We start from the raw sequence: 17,683 nt of genomic DNA on the forward strand, positions 1-17,683 counted from the left end.
AAGAGCCGGTTGATCAACCGGCTCTTTTCATTATAAGAATATGGTAAGCTTTTATCCTCTGGTTTTCTGTTGCGCATACCCAAATACCTTTTGCAGTAATGGTGTAGTACGTGAAGTTAGATTGGTTCGGATATTTAATTCTTCTTGTGCTATGCGGTAAAAAAGGCCGTCGATAGCTTTTTGCGTAACGTAAGCGCTCAGGTCGGGATTTAGCTTGTTGAATACCAGCGGTACTTTGTTGTATTGGGTAACCAGCTGGCCGTAATATTTAGTGGCACCTACCTGGCTCAGGCTGTTGTTAATTACCGGCCTAAACTCGTTGGTAAGCTGGCTGTTAGTAGTGCGTTTAAAATACTGAGTAGCCGCATCTTTTTGTCCGCCCAGCAAAATGTTGGTTACATCCTGTATGGTCATCTGCTTAATAGCCGAAACAAATATCGGTTTAGCTTTAGCCGCCGCACTTTCAGCCGCGCGGTTTAAGGACAGGATGGCATCGTCACACAGTTTATTAAAGCCCAGTTTACGCAGCGTATTCTCTGCTTTTTGCGCTTCGGGTGGCAATAATATCTTAATAGCAGCATTGCCAAAAAAGCCGTTTGCAGCTGATAGCTGGCTTGAGCTCCGGTCTGTTCCCTGCTCCAGCGCCTGCTTCAGGCCGCTGATCATCTCAATGGTTGATGGCGTGCCGCCTTGAGATGGGTTTAATACTGAACCATAACCCGAATTTGCAGCAACCTTGTTTAAGGTATCGCAGCTGGAGGTAACGGCAAATAGCAATAACAGTGGTGTAAGTGTGTATATTCTTTTCATACTTTATGAGTATGACAACGTACCGGCTATAAAGTTTACTTTATAAAATGAATAAGGGTAAATATAGCAGCTGCAACTAGTGCAGAAATTGGAATGGTAATGATCCATGCCCAAAGCAGGTTGATGGTTACTCCCCAACGTACAGCCGATACGCGTTTAGTTAAGCCAACACCGATAATAGAACCGGTGATGGTATGCGTAGTAGATACCGGTATAGCCAAACGTTCTGTCATGAACAGGGTAATAGCACCGGCTGTTTCTGCAGCTACGCCCTCAAGCGGTGTAACTTTGGTGATTTTAGAGCCCATGGTTTTTACAATCTTCCAACCGCCAGACATGGTGCCAAAAGCAATAGCACTATAACAAGCCAGTGGAATCCATTCGGGCATTTCGGAGGTGTTGGTGATTACATTAGATGCAACTAAAGCTACATATATAATACCCATCACTTTTTGGGCATCGTTACCACCATGTGCAAAGCTTAATCCTGCTGATGATACCAATTGTGCACCTTTAAACCAACGTTCTGCAGATGCCGGACGAGAGTTTTTAAAGATGTGTAAAATAAGAATGGTAATTACATAAGCGATAAACAAGCCAATGAAAGGTGCCAATACGATGTATAACAATATTTCAGTTACATAATGGCTATTAATAGATTCCAATGCGCCACGACCCATAAATAGAGCATTGGTCATGCCTGCGCCGGCAAAGCCGCCAATAAGGGTATGCGATGAACTGGAAGGAATACCAAACCACCAGGTAATTAAGTTCCAAGTAATAGCAGCAATTAAGCCTGCCAAAACCACATGCATGGTAATAAATTCTTCATGTACGGTTTTGGCCACGGTGTTGGCAACTTTGTGATCTTTGATCAGGAAGAAGGCCAGAAAGTTAAATGCCGCAGCCCAAAGCACCGCCTGAAATGGGGTTAATACCTTGGTAGAAACAACAGTAGCGATAGAGTTGGCCGCATCGTGGAAGCCGTTGATAAAATCGAATATTAATGCCAGCAGAACGACAATAACGAGCAGGGAAGTAACCATGTAGGTAAGTATTGAAACAATTAAGCGTTTTTAACCAGTATTGATTCCATCACGTTGGCTGCATCCTCGCACATATCTGTAGCTGTTTCCAGCGCAGCTAAAATCTCTTTGTATTTAATTAATCTCAGGGCGTCTTTTTCGTACAAAAACAAATCGGCTACTGCACGGTCAAATACATAATCAGCTTGGTTTTCAACACTGTTAATGCGAATGCATGAGTCGGCAATGGCACGTACATTTTTCAAATCCTTCAGTTCGCGTACCGCTTTTTCCAGGTCATTACTGCCTTGCAAAATCAAGTCGGCCAGTTTGCAGATAGGCTCGGTGTACTCCTCAATGTTATACAGCAGCATACGGTTAGCTGAACCTTGTATATAATCGGCCACATCATCAATAGCCGTAGCTAAAGCGTGTATATCTTCACGGTCAAAAGGGGTGATAAAGTTTTTACCCAGTTCCAGATAAATCTGGTGAGTTACTTCGTCTCCTTTATTCTCCAGCTTGTCAATTTGTTTAAAAAGCTCCTGACGGGCGGTTGCATCTTTCGAGTTCACAGCATCTACCAACACGGCAGCCATGGCAACAACGTTGCTGGCAGCTTGCTCAAACAAAGGGAAGAATACCTTTTTATCTTTAGGTACAAAGTACTGAAATATACTATTTAACGACATTGATTTTTACTTATTTAAGCAAAGGTACATTTGCAATGTTAAATTAATGTTAACTGTTCAATATAGGTATAACCGGGAAGGTGGTTTGCTTGGCTTTTTGCAGTGTAAAGCCAAATGTTGATCCTAAACCTTCGGTACTGCGCACGTTAATTACTTGTTGGTGAGCCTCAACAATATGCTTCACAATAGCGAGCCCCAAGCCCGAGCCGCCAATTTGCCTTGAGCGACTGGCATCCGTACGGAAAAAGCGCTCAAACAAGCGGGGGAGGTATTTTTCTTCAATGCCAATGCCATCATCAGTTACTTCAACCAATACCTGGTCATGTAGCTCAAACAGGCTTACCGAAGTACTGCCGCCATTTTTGCCGTATTTAAAGGAGTTATCAATGAGGTTGATAAGCACCTGGCAAATTTTGTCGCGGTCGGCATTTACTGGTATAGGGTCGTCATACTTCTGCTTAAAAATAAGCTTGATGTTGTGCTGCTTGGCTTTCAGTTCCAGCGATTCAAAAACTTCTTTAATCAAATCGTTGATCTTAAACCGGCTGTAGTTAATCGGTATCTCGCCCGATTCCAGTTTAGAAATTTCGTCCAGGTCTTTAATCAGGTAGCTTAGCCTGTCCACATTTTTAGAAGCTTTCTGCAAAAATTGCTCGGCCATGTCGGTATCCTCAAAGTTATCATCCAGTATAGCTTCGATGTAACCCTGTATGGCAAAAAGCGGTGTTTTAAACTCATGCGAAATGTTCGACAAAAACTCCCGGCGAAACTTTTCCTGGCTGCGCAGGGCATCAATTTCTACCTTTTTTTCTTTTGCCCAGGCTTTTACTTCACGCTCTACATCGTTAATGGGGTCAACACTTACCGATTCGCCCAGGGCATCGCGCAGATCGCGGCCCAGCTTCAGGTTATGGATCAGTTTGTAAATAAGCTTAATTTTGGAATAAACGTATTTTTCGATGAGGTAGTAAAATACAACAAAGCTGGTGATAAAACCAATGGCAAAGGTTACCGATGAATCAACCCAGTTATGCCTGAAATAAAAGTTAACAATGGATAAGGCCAGCGCCACAGCGAGCGCATTAATAAAAACCAGTACACTTAGCTTCATAAAACAAAGCTATGATTTATAAATGATTACCTCCCAACGGAAAGCCCATTTCCATTTTATTTTGTAATGCGTAATGCCCGCACGTTTAAGCAAATGTTCCAGTTCGTGTTTTTTAAAGCCGCGCTGTACCGACAGTGGTGCATCATAACGCATCATTTTATTGGGGATGATGGTGGTGGTAATTGCTATTAAAGCATAATACAACAGCCAGTGCCGGTGCAAATCGGTAATGATAATGCCGCGCTTGGCGCTATGGTACATTTGCCTGATGAGCTGTATCCATTCTTCATCTTCAAAATGGTGGGTAAACAGGGTAGAGATGATGATATCAAATTGATTTTCCTGCCAGGTATCGCTTAAAACATCAGCCTGCAGGTAATTGATATTAGGGTAGGCCCGGGTTTCTTTTTTGGCAAATTCAATAGCTGCTGGGGCGGCATCTACACCGGTTAGCTGCAGCGGCAAATTTTGCTTTTGTGCCCAGGCGGCAATGGCTTTCAGGCTGTCGCCCCCGCCACAGCCCCAATCGCTGATAAGGTCGCCGGCCTGTACGGGAAACGCTTGTAACGCCTTGATGAGCATTTGATGTCCGCCAAACCACGCATTAAGGTTACCTAAACCTTTCAGCACCGGGTCCAGCTGGCTTGCCGGCAAGCCAAAATCATCCATCAATTCATCAACACCTGTAATGCGTTTGCTTAAATTCACCATAGATTTTTTATTCTACTTCTAAAACGAAGCTGACTTTGAATGAACACAGGACAGGCCCTGTTGATTGCCTGAAATAAAATTTAGTTAGTCTGATAGTTTATTTGGGCGACACAAAAGGGCTAAAAGCGCTGGGTTTTAAGTTAAAAGGTTTGCCATGTGTTCTTTCCATTACCAGTTGAGATAGTAGCGGCGCATAATTCAAGGAGCGTATGGCCCAGTCAATCATGCGGTTGCTGCCAAACAGATGCTGTAACTGCCGGCCAACCCATAAGCGGCGCGCAAACTGCTGGTTCCATGCCTGGCGGTAGGCTTGTTCCAATGCTGCCCTTTGCTGAACAGGAAACGGACGATTGGGGCGGTAGTATTGCCTGATGGTTTCGGATAGTATTTTGGCCGAATGTATGGCCATCGTCATGCCATTGCCGCACAACGGGGCAATCATGCCGGCCGTATCACCACTCATCAGGATGTGGTTTTCTACCGGCTGCTTTTTCTCGAATGAGATTTCATTGATTACTTCCGGCTTATCCATCAACAGCTCGGCGTGGTCAAAAAGTTCTTTTTGGTAGGGGTTCTGGCAAATGATGTTTTCCTGCAAAGCTTCCAGGCTGCCATACTTGCGTAAATCGTCCCGGTGCGCCAGCGAACACATGCAGTAGCGGTCGGCCTCTACCTTAATCACGCCGCAATAGCCATCCTTGTAATTGTTTAGTTGTATCAGATCGTCGGGGAAATTGATCTTGGCATGTACCTTAATACCTACATATGGGCTGCGCCTGTAAAAGAAAGCACGGTTAAGTTTGCGATCTAAATTGGAGCGTTTGCCAAAAGCGCCTATCACCAGCGGGGCGGTTAAGGTTTCGTGGTTGGTAATAACTTCAAAGCTGTTGTTATGAAAGCGAATATCCTCTACCTGTGTATCAAGTAAAAAACGTACACCTTCGGCACTCGCTTTTTGGTACATATAATGATCGAACGTGTAGCGGCTTAAGCCAAAGCCACCCAAATCGAGCGGATGCGAAAATTTTGCCCCTGATGCTGCTGTTACTTCAAGCCGGTTAATGCGTGAAACCTGGAGCGGTGCCACATCGATACCTAACTGATCAAAAAAAGGAAGTACTTCGTTCGAGATATACTCGCCGCATACCCGGTGAAAAGGATAAACCTTTTTTTCGATCAGCGTTACCTGCATGCCGGCGCGGTTTAGCAGCAGGGCATTAAAAAGTCCGGCAAGGCCGCCACCAACAATAATTACATCGGCCATGGGTTACTGCATTTTTAATACCATGCCTTCTACCGTTAAACCCGGACCGAAAGCAAAACTTAAAATATGCTGATTGGCTAACTGCCCGGCATACATCATTTTTTGCAGAACAAATAAAATAGTTGCCGACGACATATTGCCATATTGGCGCAGCACTTCATAAGCAAATCCATTGCTTTCTTCCGGCAGGTCTAATGCCTCTTCTACCGCTTCCAGTATTTTCCGGCCGCCGGGGTGTATGGCATAGGCGCCAATCTGCTCAATGGGCAAATCAGCTTTCTGCAGCAAACGGTCGGTAACATTGCGTATGTGTTTCTTTATTTGTTTAGGTACTTTGGATGTTAACTTCATCTCGAAACCGGTATTGCCCACGTACCACGCCATCTCATCGCGGCTTTCCGGCATAAATTCGGAGTAAAAGCTTTCCAGTTCCAACCCGGGGTTGGCTGTAAGTTTATTGCCCGCATTTTCAATGAATGCCACGGCCGATCCGTCGGCAAAAAGCGAGTTGGCTACCCAGTTATCTAATGTATTGTGTTTTTGAAAATGCAGGGTGCATAGTTCTACACTAACTACCAGTACTTTGGCATTGGGGTTGGCCCGGCAAATATAATCGGCTGTTTTAATGCCGTTAATAGCGCCATAGCAGCCCATAAAGTTAATGCAAATACGTTCGGTGGTTCGCGGCAGGCCCAGTTGTTCTACCAAATCTATATCAATACCTGGCGCGTACATGCCGGTGCAGCTTACGGTAACCAAATGGGTAATCTGACTGGTAACATCGATATTGAAATTTGCCAGGCAATTACGGGTGGCCTGTAAAGCTATTTGTATAGCATGGGTTTGGTAAGCCTGCATGCGCTTTTCGGTGGTTACGAAAGGCTCCAGATCGGCAGTGGGCTCAAAAAAGGTATAATCGGCGCGGTCGGCTCCAAAATCTTCTATGACAGAGTACCGGTTTTCAATGGCCGAATTGTCATAAATGCTTTTCAATCGGGCGGCATGATCAGTATTTAATCCGAAAGCCTGTACCATAAAATGGTAGGCATCCTGTTGGCTAACCTTGTTAGGTGGGTTGGCAATTCCAATGGCACTGATACAGCTGCCCATATGCGGTCGTTTTTAAGTTTTACTCGTCTCTACACTAATCAGTATAGTGGCATCGTCGGCCAGCACCATGCTGTTGCCGCCAACGCCAAAATCACGACGGTTAATCTTAAAGCTTCCTTTAAATAAGCCCGTAGTGGCACTATCTGTATAAGTAAAAGGTACTTCAACCGCTTTTGTTTTGCCTTTTATGGTGATATTAAACAATCCGATATAGTTGTTACCACTCTTGTGTTTAAAGCTGGTCGACCTCATGGTGATATGCGGATAACGGGCCACATCAAAATAGTCTTCGGCTTTCAGGTGGTTATCGCGCATGGCATTATCTGAGTCGATAGTAGTTACATCAATGCTGGCCTCAATGCTGCTGCTATCCAGTTTGGCCTTATCGAATAAAATATTGGCCTGCAAGCCGCCCAGTTTGCCATCGGTTTTAATACCCATGTTCTTAATCTCGTAAGTAACGGACGATTTAACGACTGTTTGCTTGCTTTGTGCAAAGGTGTTCAGCGTAATAACCAAAGCTATAATCAGAAAGAATACTCTTTTCATAATATTAAAATCTCTTATCAAACCTGAAGATTTGATGCGGTAAAATAATTGATGGAAGATATAGAAAAATTGCGGGTTTAATGGGTTTATTCTATCCAATCGCCCACAATCTTAGCCGAAAGCAATGCCAGCGGTATACCGCCTCCCGGATGCACGCTGCCACCACAGAAGTACAAGTTCTTGACTTTTGACGACCGGTTGGCGTGGCGCAAAAACGCGGCAAACTGGTTGTTGGAACTGTTGCCATATAGCGATCCCTGGTAGGATGATGTGCGGCTTTCAATAGTGCGCGGATCGAGTATGCTTTCGCAGGCAATGAGTGGGGTTATGTCTTCACCCAAAGTAGCTGATACCTTACGAATAATATTTTGCCGTGCTTCAGCAATCAGCGCATCCCAATCCTGGCCACTGTTGGCAGGTACATTAATCATTGCAAACCAGTTTTCATGCCCCGCAGGCGCATCATCGGGTTTATATTTAGAACTGATGTTCAGATAAACGGTAGAATCATGGAGAATGGCTTTCTGTTTCCAGATAGCGTTAAACTCGGCTTCATAGTTGGCACTGAACAGGATATTATGCAAGTCCAGCTGCGGAAACTGTTTGGTTATACCCCAGTAAAATATCAATGCCGAACTGCTGCGTTCCTGTGCCAGTATCTTTTCTGGGAAAAGCTCAGGATGGTTTTGCAATAGCTTACGGTAGGTAAACCATACATCCATGTTGGATACTACCAAATCTCCTGCTATAAATCCAGCAGGTGTTCTTATACCTTTTGCCCGGCGTTTATCCAGCACAATCTCTGTAACGGGCGTTTGATAATGGAATTTAACACCTAACGATTCGGCCAGTTCAACCAGGCTGTTCGTGATTTGGTACATGCCCTTGTCGGGAAAGTAAGCGCCAAAGTGCTGCTCCAGGTGGGGGATGACGTTTAACGTTGCCGGTGCCTGGTAAGGGTTGGAGCCATTGTAGGTAGCATAGCGATCGTAAAACTGGACCAGGCGCTTGTCTTTAAAAAAGCTTTGATTAGCCTGATGCATGCTTCGGAACGCATCTATCTGGAACAACCGTAGTATAGATTTGAAGGTACGAAAGTTGAGGAACGTTTTAAGCCGGTGCAGCGATTGCTCCAAAAATACATGATTGGTAATATGATAAATGCGCCGGCTGTTTTGCGCATAACGTTGCGTGGCTTGTAAAAGCTCGCCTGTTTTAGCATTCACCTCAGCTGCAAACTTTTCGGGATCGGCATAGGCGGTAAGGCGGCTGCCATCGGTATAAAAGTAATTACAAACCACATTCAGCTTTTGGTAGGTAAAGTAGTCGGCCGGGTTTTTACCCGCCAGCCGGAAAAGTTCATCCACATACTGCGGCATGGTGAACAGGCTGGGGCCGGCATCAAAGCGGTAGCCCTGCTGCTCAAACTCCGATAACTTACCGCCGGCATAAGCATTGGCCTCAAATACCTCCACGGCATATCCTTTTACAGCCAGCCTTATGGCGGTGGCAATACCGGCTATACCGGCACCAATAATGAGTGCTTTTTGCTGGGGCATGTGGCAAAGATATAAAAGAACGCTGTACAATCGGGTTTACCTTATTACCTCTATCAAAGCTGAAATTGAACATCCGAAATCCGAAATAAATCTAAAATAAGTAATATTGCCCTCCCATGGGATTTTTACAGCTACCGGATTTAGGCAAAGTATGTTATTATGAATATGGCACGGGCACCAGGCCCATGCTGGCTTTTCACGGCTATGGCATGACGGGGCGGCAATTCGAGGTGCTGCAAAAGTCTATCCTGAGCCAATACCGTGTGTATAGTTTCGATCATTTTTTTCATGGCGAAAGTGCCATCAACTGGGACGAACCGCAGATACTGGATGGCATGCCCAAGCCCATGATCAAAGCTTACCTGGAAGAATGGTTTAAGGTGCATGGCAGGCAACGCATCAGCTTGATGGGTTATTCTATTGGCGCCAACATGGCTCTGGTGCTGGTTGAGGAGTTTGCCGATCTGATAGATGAAATTTATCTGATGGCGCCCGATGGGCTTTCGGTTTATCGCGGCTTTCATTTTATTATGCACCAGCCTGTAGGCAAGTATTTGTTTAAGCGGGTTACCAAAAGTAATTGGCTGGCCCCTGGTGTGCTTAAAATGCTGAAACGTGTACGGTTTATTGATGAAAGCCTGTACAAGATAGCCTACCATGAAATGGATACGCCCCAAAAGAGGCTGGATGTTTACTATACCCTTAACCTGATCAAACAGTTGCAGCCCGATGTGGTTAAAATAACAAGCCTCATCAATCAGCATCATATTAAATGCCATTTGATATTTGGTCAGTATGATATGCTGTTCCCTAAATTGGGCGCGGCCAACTTTATAAACCGGCTGGAGAAACCTGTAGTGCACGAAGTGCCAATGGGGCACTGGCTGGTTACCCAGCAACTGGATGATTATTTAGCAAACGGCAAACTATGATACCACAACGACGGAGCGGACTGGTGCACAAACTGTTTATGCCCTACCTGGCTTACCGCCTGCGTAAGGATTTTAACCGTTTTGAGTATAATAAGATTGATATACTGCCCGGTCATTCTATTTTACTGCTGTGCAATCATTTTAGCTGGTGGGATGGTTTTTGGGCAGGTCAGCTGGCTCATGTTTACCTGGACCGTAAGTTTTACATCATGATGCAGGAAGACCACTTGCAGCAGCGCATGTTTTTTAACCGGCTTGGCGGTTTTTCTATTAACCGGCAATCTAAGGAGGTGGTGCAATCGCTCCAATACGCGGCCGATCTGCTGAATGATCCTGAAAACCTGGTAACCGTTTTTCCGCAGGGGGCGCTGGTATCCAATCATGCAACCGAAATTGATATTGAGCGGGGCATTGCCTATATCGTGAAAAAAATAAAAGGTAAGTGCCAGATCATTTACTACTCGGCGCTGATTGATTATTTCGAGAGTCTGAAACCTTCCGTATATCTGCACCTTACGCATTGCGGTACCAATTATGATTTTGATTATGAGCGGTTAAGGCAGCACATCAATGCACATCATAAAAAAGCTTTGGTAGATCAAGTGAACGTAGACCATTAAGCTTCACCCAACCTTCCCGGTAGGGAGGGCTTAGTTAACTTTTACTATCTTGCCCCAGCATCATGATCCGGCCGAAAGAGAATAAGTTTATCCATTGGTTTTTTCACCATTATATCCGGGTGATTATCGGCCGTAATTTCAGAACCTTTAACTATAATTCCATAGACGTTGATCCCGACAAATCTGTTCTGTTGCTGGCTAATCATTTTGGCTGGTGGGATGGGTTTTTGCTGTATTGGCTAAACTATAAGTTGCTGAAAAAGAAGTTCCACATCATGATATTGGAAGATACCGTACGCAAAGTATTCTTTCTGAAATATATGGGTGCTTTCTCTATCACCAAGCATTCGCGCGGTATGATCGAGTCGCTCGACTATGCTGCACAATTGCTGCACGACCCGAAAAATCTGGTACTCATTTTTCCGCAGGGTAAGTTGTACTCCAATTTTTCGGACGAAGTTGTTTTTGAAAAAGGACTGGTTAAGGTAATTAAACAGGCAGCAGGCAAATTTCAGTATGTTTTTGCAGCAACATTTATTGAATATTTCCAGCACAAAAAGCCCGGCATAAACGTTTATGTGCAAAGCAGCGTTAACGATAGTAAGGCCGTGGATGAAATCAGTGATTTGTACCAGCAGCATTATCAGTCGGCCAGGCAGCTTCAAACTCAAATTATAGTATAAAGTGATTATTGCACTATCTGTTATTTTCCTGTTTCTGATTCTGCGTTTCGTTGTTACCGTATTCAATTTCGTATCCGACCCTAAGCTGCGCAAAATAAAACGCGGACATCATGAACTGGTATCTATACTGATACCCGCCCGTAATGAAGAAGCGAATATTATTCGCCTGTTGCAGTCTATACATGATCAGGATTATGAAAATTACGAGGTAATTGTGCTGGATGACGACTCTGCCGATAATACCTTCAATCTGTGTAGCGCTTTTGCTGCCGGCAAGCCACGGTTTAGCATCATCAAAGGCCAGCCTTTAAAAGACGGCTGGCTGGGAAAAAATTATGCCTGCCATCAACTGGCCCAACAGGCTAAGGGGCAATACTTTTTGTTTTTGGATGCCGACGAGAAAATTTATCCCGGGCTTATCAATAGCGCTGTGCATCGTATGCAGGTGCGTAAAGTAGCGCTGCTCAGTTTATTCACTAATCAGGTAATGGATACATTAGGCGAAAGGCTGGTAGTGCCTTTAATGCATTATGTGCTGCTCAATCTGTTGCCTATCCGGCTTATTTATCTGGCCAAAAACCCGTCGTTTGCAGCCGCAAGCGGGCAGTTTATGTTGTTTGATGCAGCTATGTACCGCAAGCACCAATGGCACCAAATGGCTAAAGATAAGGTGGTGGAAGATATTGAGATAACCAAGTTGGTTAAATCGGCCCCGTTGAAGTGTGAAAGTTTGCTGGCTAATGGCTTTATTACCTGCCGTATGTATACCGGATACAGTGATGCGATCAACGGGTTCAGTAAAAACTTTTTGGCGGCTTTTAATTATAGTGTGCCTGGGTTTCTATTGTATCTGGTTATCATTATCGGAGGTCCGTTGTTCGTGATAACCACCATGAGCCTGCCGCTTATTGTTATGATGTGCAGCCTTATTGTGCTGAGCCGTATTATGATATCGTTCCTCTCGGGCCAAAATGTTTGGTATAATGTACTGTTGCATCCTTTGCAAATGTTGAGTTTGGTTGTGGTAGGTATATTTGCCATTCAAAGTCATTTAACTAAAAATACCCTGTGGAAAGGCCGACCGGTATAAGCATGAACAAAACTAAGCTGTCTGTAATTGCTGTTATATTGTTTCATGCTGTTGGTCTGATTGGTTTTCTAGTACCAGCGCTACACCCCTTATTCATTAAGCTGGTGCCTTTTCATTTGCTGCTGATGCTGGTTATCGTAATTATTAATCACCAGCGGTTAAGTGAAAAGTTCTGGTTGTTTGCCCTGCTTACTTTCCTTGCTGGCTTTATGGCTGAATGGATAGGCGTGCATACGCATATTATTTTTGGCAATTATAACTATGGCGCAACACTGGGTACCAAAGTATTCGATATTCCGTTAATGATAGGCGTAAACTGGTTTACGCTTGTGTATGGAACAGGCGTGCTTTTGCAGCGCAGCCGGTTAAAGAATGTATTTGCAAGAATTATTACCGGAGCTGTGTTGTTGGTGCTTTTAGACCTGTTGATTGAGCCGGTAGCTATTAAGTTCGACTACTGGAATTGGACAGGAGGCGTTATCCCGCTCAAAAATTACAGAGATTGGTTTGGGCTAAGTATACTGTTGCTGGCCTTGTTTGAGTGGTTTAATTTTAAAAAGCAAAATATAGTAGCACCCGTGTTACTGGTAGTTGAGTTTGTGTTTTTCGGCATTTTACAGCTGGCTTAATGGCCGCTGCGTTATATCCGGGTTTTTAGCGTATTTTTGTATTACTATGGGAGCATATCAGTTACAGGTTCAGATAGATCAGGATTCGGGATTTTGTTTTGGGGTGGTATATGCCATTGATATGGCCGAAGAAATTCTGGCCGAAGATGGCTATCTGTATTGCCTGGGCGATATTGTGCATAACGATGAAGAGGTGGAGCGACTGAAAGCCAAAGGCCTGCGTATTATTGACCACGAGCAACTGGCCGGTTTGCACAACGAAAAAGTGCTGATCCGCGCACATGGCGAAGCGCCCGAAACTTACCGCACGGCGCTTGAAAATAACATTACCTTAATTGATGCTTCTTGCCCGGTAGTGCTCAAGCTGCAGAATCGCATTAAAACATCGCATGATAGTGATGAGAAGATTGTGATATTTGGTAAACATGGCCATGCCGAGGTGATTGGTTTGCAGGGCCAAACCAACAACGAAGCGCTGGTATTTCAAGATATTGCCGAACTGGATAATGTAGAGCTACCCCAAAAGTTTACGCTATACAGCCAAACCACCAAGAGTACGGATAAATTTTACAGCATAAAAAACGAACTACTGGGGCGTGGATATGAGGTAAAAGCTAACGATACTATTTGCCGCCAGGTATCTAACCGGGATAAAGACCTGCCTGAATTTGCTACCAGGTTTGATAAGATTGTATTTGTTTCCGGCAAAAAGTCGTCGAACGGTAAAGTGCTTTTTGAGGTATGCCGCAAGCATAATCCCAATACCTACTTTGTTTCGGCTGTGGATGAGTTAAGCCCTGATATGTTTGCCCCCGGCGATAAAGTGGGCATCAGCGGTGCCACCTCAACCCCAATGTGGCTGATGGAACAGGTGAAAACAGAGCTGGAAAAGTATTAGTCTGCCTTGTTTAAAAGGAATAATAAAAACCGCATTAAATAGCCGCTATGCAAATGCAACTCAAATTTATTATTGCTTTCTTGTGTGTATTATCGGCCATCTGCTCCTGCAAAACAAAGCCTGCAGATGGTAATTATTATTTGATAGAAGATACCGCGCATAATACTTCTGGGTATTTGAATGCCAATAAGGATACCGTTATTCCGTTAGGTAAATATGATCGTTGCTTAACTGATACCTTTAAAAATTTTGCTATCGTAGCTAAGCGTAATGTTGGCTTTATAGGGATAGATAAAGCTGAGAAAGTTTTATTTGAGGTATTTCCGTTTGATAACGGGCCTGATTACGTAGTGGAAGGGCTGTTCAGGATTATCAAGAATGGTAAAATAGGTTATGCCGATTCAACCGGAAAGGTTATCATACCACCCCGGTATGCCTGCGCTTATCCCTTTGAAAAAGGACTGGCTATGGTTAGCTATCAAGGTAAAAAGATAGCCGACGGTGAACACTACTACTGGGCGGCCGATCATTGGTTTTATATTAATAAAGCCGGGCAAGAGGTTAAGAAAAAGTAAGCATCTGTATAATAGCAAATAGCCAACCCCAAAAGGAACATAAAACAAAAGCACCAATCGCCTGATTGTATTAATTATATGGAACATTCAAAAGCTGCTTCTCAATCTACTTCTCCTTCAGGGGACTGGGGGGCTGGCGTTTGGATTGCCGTTTTGGTAATAGGTGCATGGCTTACATCAACCATATTACTAATGCGGTGGCAGGTTAGCTTCACCAATCCGTTACTTTATTTATTTGTGTTGGTGCAAATGCATTTGTATACCGGCTTGTTTATTACAGCGCATGATGCTATGCATGGTACAGTTTCGTCAAATAAAAGCATCAACAATATGGCAGGGTATATCACCACCTTTTTTTATGCTGCTTTTTGGTACCCAGTGTTGTATACCAAGCACCATAAGCACCACAAGCATGTGCACTCTGATGATGATCCCGATTATCATAATGGTAGCTTTATTGCATGGTATATCAGGTTTATACGCAATTACTTATCTATATGGCAGGTAGTATTCATGGCCGCTTTGTTTAACCTTCTTAAAATATGGATACCGCAACCCAACCTCATTATGTTTTGGGTAGTGCCATCCCTGTTAAGCACTTTGCAGCTGTTTTATTTTGGTACCTACCAGCCGCACAAAGGCGAGCATGATAACCCGCACCACTCACGTACCCAGCGCAAAAATCATGTATTTGCTTTTTTGTCCTGCTATTTTTTTGGCTATCATTATGAGCACCATGCCTCGCCCGGAACGCCCTGGTGGCGCTTATGGCGCATGAAATAGTAGCGCTTCTTTCACTTGCTTCTTCCCTCAATCATCCAATTAGTAAATAGGATAAATCTTTAGGCAATTGCGTTTTAACCAGCCTCCTGAAAATAACATTGGGCTGATATTCTGGCACTCAAAAACATCCGGTTATTATTACCTTTGTGCAATGGCAAAAAAGGGAGTTTTATTGGTGAATTTAGGTACGCCGGATAGTCCGCAAACGTCGGATGTACGCCGTTACCTGGATGAGTTTTTGATGGACGGACGGGTAATTGATGTAAACCCGGCTTTTCGTACGTTTTTGGTGAAGGGTATTATTGTACCTTTCCGCGGACCAAAATCTGCCAAAACTTATCAAAAAATCTGGACCGATGAAGGCTCTCCTTTAATGGTATACAGTGTTCGGGCTGCTGAGTTGTTGAAACAACGCCTGGGTAACGAGTATCATGTTGAACTGGCCATGCGCTATCAAAATCCGTCTATCGCTTCTGCGCTTGACAAACTGAAGGCGGCCCAGGTAGATTCTATTAAAGTAATTGCACTGTTTCCGCAATATGCATCGGCTACCACTGGTTCCGTACACGATAAGGTGATGGAAATTGTACGCACCTGGCAAAGCATACCCGACATGAGCTTTGTAAATTCCTTTTACGATAACGAGCTCATGATCGAAGCGTTTGCCCAAAACGGCGCTAAATATAATCCTGAAAGTTACGATCATATTCTGTTCAGTTTCCATGGCTTGCCGCAACGTCAGCTCATAAAAGGGGATGATACCAAGCGCCATTGCCTTAAAGCTGCCGATTGCTGCCAAACGATTACCGATGCCAACAAGTTTTGCTATAGCGCGCAAAGCCATGCCACTGCCCGCCTGATTGCCGAAAAGTTAAACATCCCGAAAGATAAATATACCATTACGTTCCAGTCGCGCTTAGGCCGCGACCCTTGGGCACAGCCTTATACCAGCGAAATTATTGCGGAGCTGGCCAATAAAGGTAACAAACGTATCCTCGTGTTTTGCCCAGCCTTTGTGGCCGACTGCCTGGAAACCGTTTATGAAATTGCCGATGAGTACGACACCGAATTCCGTCATCTTGGCGGCGAAAAAGTACAACTGGTGGAAAGCCTCAACGATTCGCCACTTTGGATTGATACTTTAGAGCAACTGGTTACTAAGTAGTAGGAATAAGGATTAAATAAACTTTCATTAGGAGCAATCAAGAAGCAAACTCTTTGCAGAAATAGCATCGTCGCTCGTAATGAAAGTTTATTCCAATTTCAGCCTTAACTTATCCATAATTAATTCGGTCGCGCCCTTTTGCTTATCTACATAATCACGGGCAATTTTTGCAGCTGCCTGAAGCGTATCCTCATTAGCTATCAACTTGTCTGTAATGGTGCTCAGTTCTTCTTTTGAACTAATGCTAAAACCTGCCTGTAACGAAATTAGATCACGTGCTTCTTTAAACTTTTCATAATTCGGGCCAAAAATAACAGGCATTCCGAAAGCGGCTGCTTCCAGCGTATTATGAATCCCTGCTCCAAATCCACCGCCTATATAACCAATGTTGCCATACTGGTATAAGGACGAAAGCATGCCAATATTATCAATGATGAGTACCTGGTAAGTTGAAAGCGGAGCGGGTAGGTGCTCAATTTGTGAAAAGCGTACCGTCTTTTCTTTAGGCAGCAGTTCCATTAGCCTTGTTATCTTTTCTTCACTAATTTCATGAGGAGCGATGATAAACTTCCACCCTGGATATGGAGGTACCAGTGATGCAAGTAACTCTTCATCGTGCGGCCAGGTGCTGCCGGCTATGAATACAGGTTGGCTGTTTTTAAAGCTGGCTATAACCGGTAAATCTTTAGGTTGTTGGGCATTAGCCCAAACCCGGTCAAAGCGTGTGTCGCCGCTTACGGATACGTGTTGAATGTTTAGCTGGTCTAATAACTGCTTTGAGTTGTTGTCTTGTACAAAAAGATGGGTAATATAGGTCAGCATGCGGCGGTGTAAGCTGCCATACCATTTAAAAAAGATCTGATCGGGCCTGAAAATGGCTGATATGACATATAATGGAATATCTTTTCGATGCAGTTCATTGAAGAAGTGATACCAATACTCATATTTAGTAAATACTGCCGCACACGGTTTTATACTTGCAATAAAACGTTGGGCATTACCGGCGGTATCTAGCGGGAGGTAATATACAGCATCGGCCAGCGGTGTTTTTTTTCTAATCTCAAACCCTGATGGCGAAAAAAAAGTTATGATGATAGGGTGTGTTGGATGCTGATTACGAACGGCTTCCAGTACCGGCCGGCCTTGTTCAAACTCCCCTAACGATGCAAAGTGAAACCAAATGCTATCAGATGTGTTTGCTACACTCTGTCTGTGCCTGCCAGTAAGCCAAAGCCTGGCCTTTGTATTGAATGCAGATGCAATAAGAACAGCAAAATAATAAGCACGAATGCCGATGTTGTACAGTAATAGCATTTAATATGTAATTCTTATATTCGTCGGTATAAAAGTAGCAAAGAAGCGAAGAAAAAACATCAAAAAGAACCATGAAAATAGCAGTAGTAGGAACGGGTTACGTAGGCCTGGTAACGGGGACATGTTTAGCCGAGACCGGCAACGAGGTGATATGCGTAGACAT

At 44.0% G+C, this 17,683-nt stretch carries 20 protein-coding genes; 10 read left to right on the plus strand and 10 right to left on the minus strand.

Annotation, left to right across the window (positions count from 1 at the left end):
- Positions 1–51 precede the first annotated feature (51 nt).
- The 9 genes from KHS38_RS17480 to crtD all read right to left on the minus strand — a co-directional run bounded on the left by KHS38_RS17480 (position 52) and on the right by crtD (position 8,831).
- Complete coding sequence (locus KHS38_RS17480; protein WP_213489822.1) at positions 52–810, minus strand: DUF4197 domain-containing protein; 759 nt, start codon at positions 808–810, stop codon at positions 52–54.
- Positions 811–845: 35 nt separating this feature from the next.
- Positions 846–1,856: an inorganic phosphate transporter gene (locus tag KHS38_RS17485; RefSeq protein WP_213489823.1), complete on the minus strand. Its 1,011-nt coding sequence runs from the start codon at positions 1,854–1,856 to the stop codon at positions 846–848.
- Between the two features lie 20 nt (positions 1,857–1,876).
- Complete coding sequence (locus KHS38_RS17490; RefSeq protein ID WP_213489824.1) at positions 1,877–2,527, minus strand: DUF47 domain-containing protein; 651 nt, start codon at positions 2,525–2,527, stop codon at positions 1,877–1,879.
- A 49-nt stretch (positions 2,528–2,576) separates the two neighbouring features.
- On the minus strand, positions 2,577–3,638 hold the full coding sequence (locus KHS38_RS17495) for a sensor histidine kinase (protein WP_213489825.1): 1,062 nt from the start codon (positions 3,636–3,638) through the stop codon (positions 2,577–2,579).
- 9 nt (positions 3,639–3,647) lie between these two features.
- Positions 3,648–4,349 carry a methyltransferase domain-containing protein gene (locus KHS38_RS17500; protein ID WP_213489826.1) on the minus strand — a complete coding sequence of 234 codons (702 nt, stop codon included), beginning with the start codon at positions 4,347–4,349 and terminating at the stop codon, positions 3,648–3,650.
- 97 nt (positions 4,350–4,446) lie between these two features.
- Positions 4,447–5,613, minus strand: coding sequence for an NAD(P)/FAD-dependent oxidoreductase (locus KHS38_RS17505; RefSeq protein WP_213489827.1), 1,167 nt, complete (start codon positions 5,611–5,613; stop codon positions 4,447–4,449).
- 3 nt (positions 5,614–5,616) lie between these two features.
- Positions 5,617–6,723: a type III polyketide synthase gene (locus KHS38_RS17510; protein WP_213489828.1), complete on the minus strand. Its 1,107-nt coding sequence runs from the start codon at positions 6,721–6,723 to the stop codon at positions 5,617–5,619.
- A gap of 12 nt (positions 6,724–6,735) precedes the next feature.
- Positions 6,736–7,272, minus strand: coding sequence for a YceI family protein (locus KHS38_RS17515; protein WP_213489829.1), 537 nt, complete (start codon positions 7,270–7,272; stop codon positions 6,736–6,738).
- 86 nt (positions 7,273–7,358) lie between these two features.
- Positions 7,359–8,831 carry a 1-hydroxycarotenoid 3,4-desaturase CrtD gene (gene crtD, locus KHS38_RS17520; protein ID WP_213489830.1) on the minus strand — a complete coding sequence of 491 codons (1,473 nt, stop codon included), beginning with the start codon at positions 8,829–8,831 and terminating at the stop codon, positions 7,359–7,361.
- Between the two features lie 116 nt (positions 8,832–8,947).
- Here crtD and KHS38_RS17525 point away from each other — a divergent pair, with 116 nt between their 5' ends.
- The 9 genes from KHS38_RS17525 to hemH all read left to right on the plus strand — a co-directional run bounded on the left by KHS38_RS17525 (position 8,948) and on the right by hemH (position 16,206).
- Positions 8,948–9,763, plus strand: coding sequence for an alpha/beta fold hydrolase (locus KHS38_RS17525; protein ID WP_213489831.1), 816 nt, complete (start codon positions 8,948–8,950; stop codon positions 9,761–9,763).
- Positions 9,760–10,383, plus strand: coding sequence for a lysophospholipid acyltransferase family protein (locus KHS38_RS17530; protein WP_213489832.1), 624 nt, complete (start codon positions 9,760–9,762; stop codon positions 10,381–10,383). The genes KHS38_RS17525 and KHS38_RS17530 overlap by 4 nt, the downstream gene beginning before the upstream one ends.
- A 62-nt stretch (positions 10,384–10,445) precedes the next feature.
- Entirely contained in the window at positions 10,446–11,066 is a 621-nt protein-coding gene (locus KHS38_RS17535) for a 1-acyl-sn-glycerol-3-phosphate acyltransferase (protein WP_213489833.1), read from the plus strand.
- 1 nt (position 11,067) lies between these two features.
- Entirely contained in the window at positions 11,068–12,156 is a 1,089-nt protein-coding gene (locus KHS38_RS17540) for a glycosyltransferase family 2 protein (protein ID WP_213489834.1), read from the plus strand.
- 2 nt (positions 12,157–12,158) lie between these two features.
- The gene (locus KHS38_RS17545) at positions 12,159–12,785 is read left to right on the plus strand and encodes a carotenoid biosynthesis protein (RefSeq protein ID WP_249665451.1); all 627 of its coding nucleotides are present in this window, start codon (positions 12,159–12,161) and stop codon (positions 12,783–12,785) included.
- A 46-nt stretch (positions 12,786–12,831) separates the two neighbouring features.
- Entirely contained in the window at positions 12,832–13,683 is an 852-nt protein-coding gene (locus KHS38_RS17550) for a 4-hydroxy-3-methylbut-2-enyl diphosphate reductase (RefSeq protein WP_213489835.1), read from the plus strand.
- Between the two features lie 53 nt (positions 13,684–13,736).
- Positions 13,737–14,258, plus strand: coding sequence for a WG repeat-containing protein (locus tag KHS38_RS17555; RefSeq protein WP_213489836.1), 522 nt, complete (start codon positions 13,737–13,739; stop codon positions 14,256–14,258).
- Between the two features lie 78 nt (positions 14,259–14,336).
- On the plus strand, positions 14,337–15,041 hold the full coding sequence (locus KHS38_RS17560; protein WP_213489837.1) for a fatty acid desaturase: 705 nt from the start codon (positions 14,337–14,339) through the stop codon (positions 15,039–15,041).
- Positions 15,042–15,192: 151 nt separating this feature from the next.
- Positions 15,193–16,206 carry a ferrochelatase gene (gene hemH, locus KHS38_RS17565; protein ID WP_213489838.1) on the plus strand — a complete coding sequence of 338 codons (1,014 nt, stop codon included), beginning with the start codon at positions 15,193–15,195 and terminating at the stop codon, positions 16,204–16,206.
- An 87-nt stretch (positions 16,207–16,293) separates the two neighbouring features.
- Here the strand turns inward: hemH and KHS38_RS17570 are convergent, their stop codons facing one another.
- On the minus strand, positions 16,294–17,520 hold the full coding sequence (locus KHS38_RS17570; protein ID WP_213489839.1) for a 3-deoxy-D-manno-octulosonic acid transferase: 1,227 nt from the start codon (positions 17,518–17,520) through the stop codon (positions 16,294–16,296).
- Between the two features lie 71 nt (positions 17,521–17,591).
- On the opposite strand from KHS38_RS17570, the gene KHS38_RS17575 reads away from it, so the two are divergent.
- The coding region (locus tag KHS38_RS17575) for a hypothetical protein (protein ID WP_213489875.1) at positions 17,592–17,683 on the plus strand (92 nt) is incomplete at its 3' end.

Origin of the sequence: Mucilaginibacter sp. Bleaf8 (assembly GCF_018390515.1) — a bacterium.
Taxonomy (GTDB): domain Bacteria; phylum Bacteroidota; class Bacteroidia; order Sphingobacteriales; family Sphingobacteriaceae; genus Mucilaginibacter.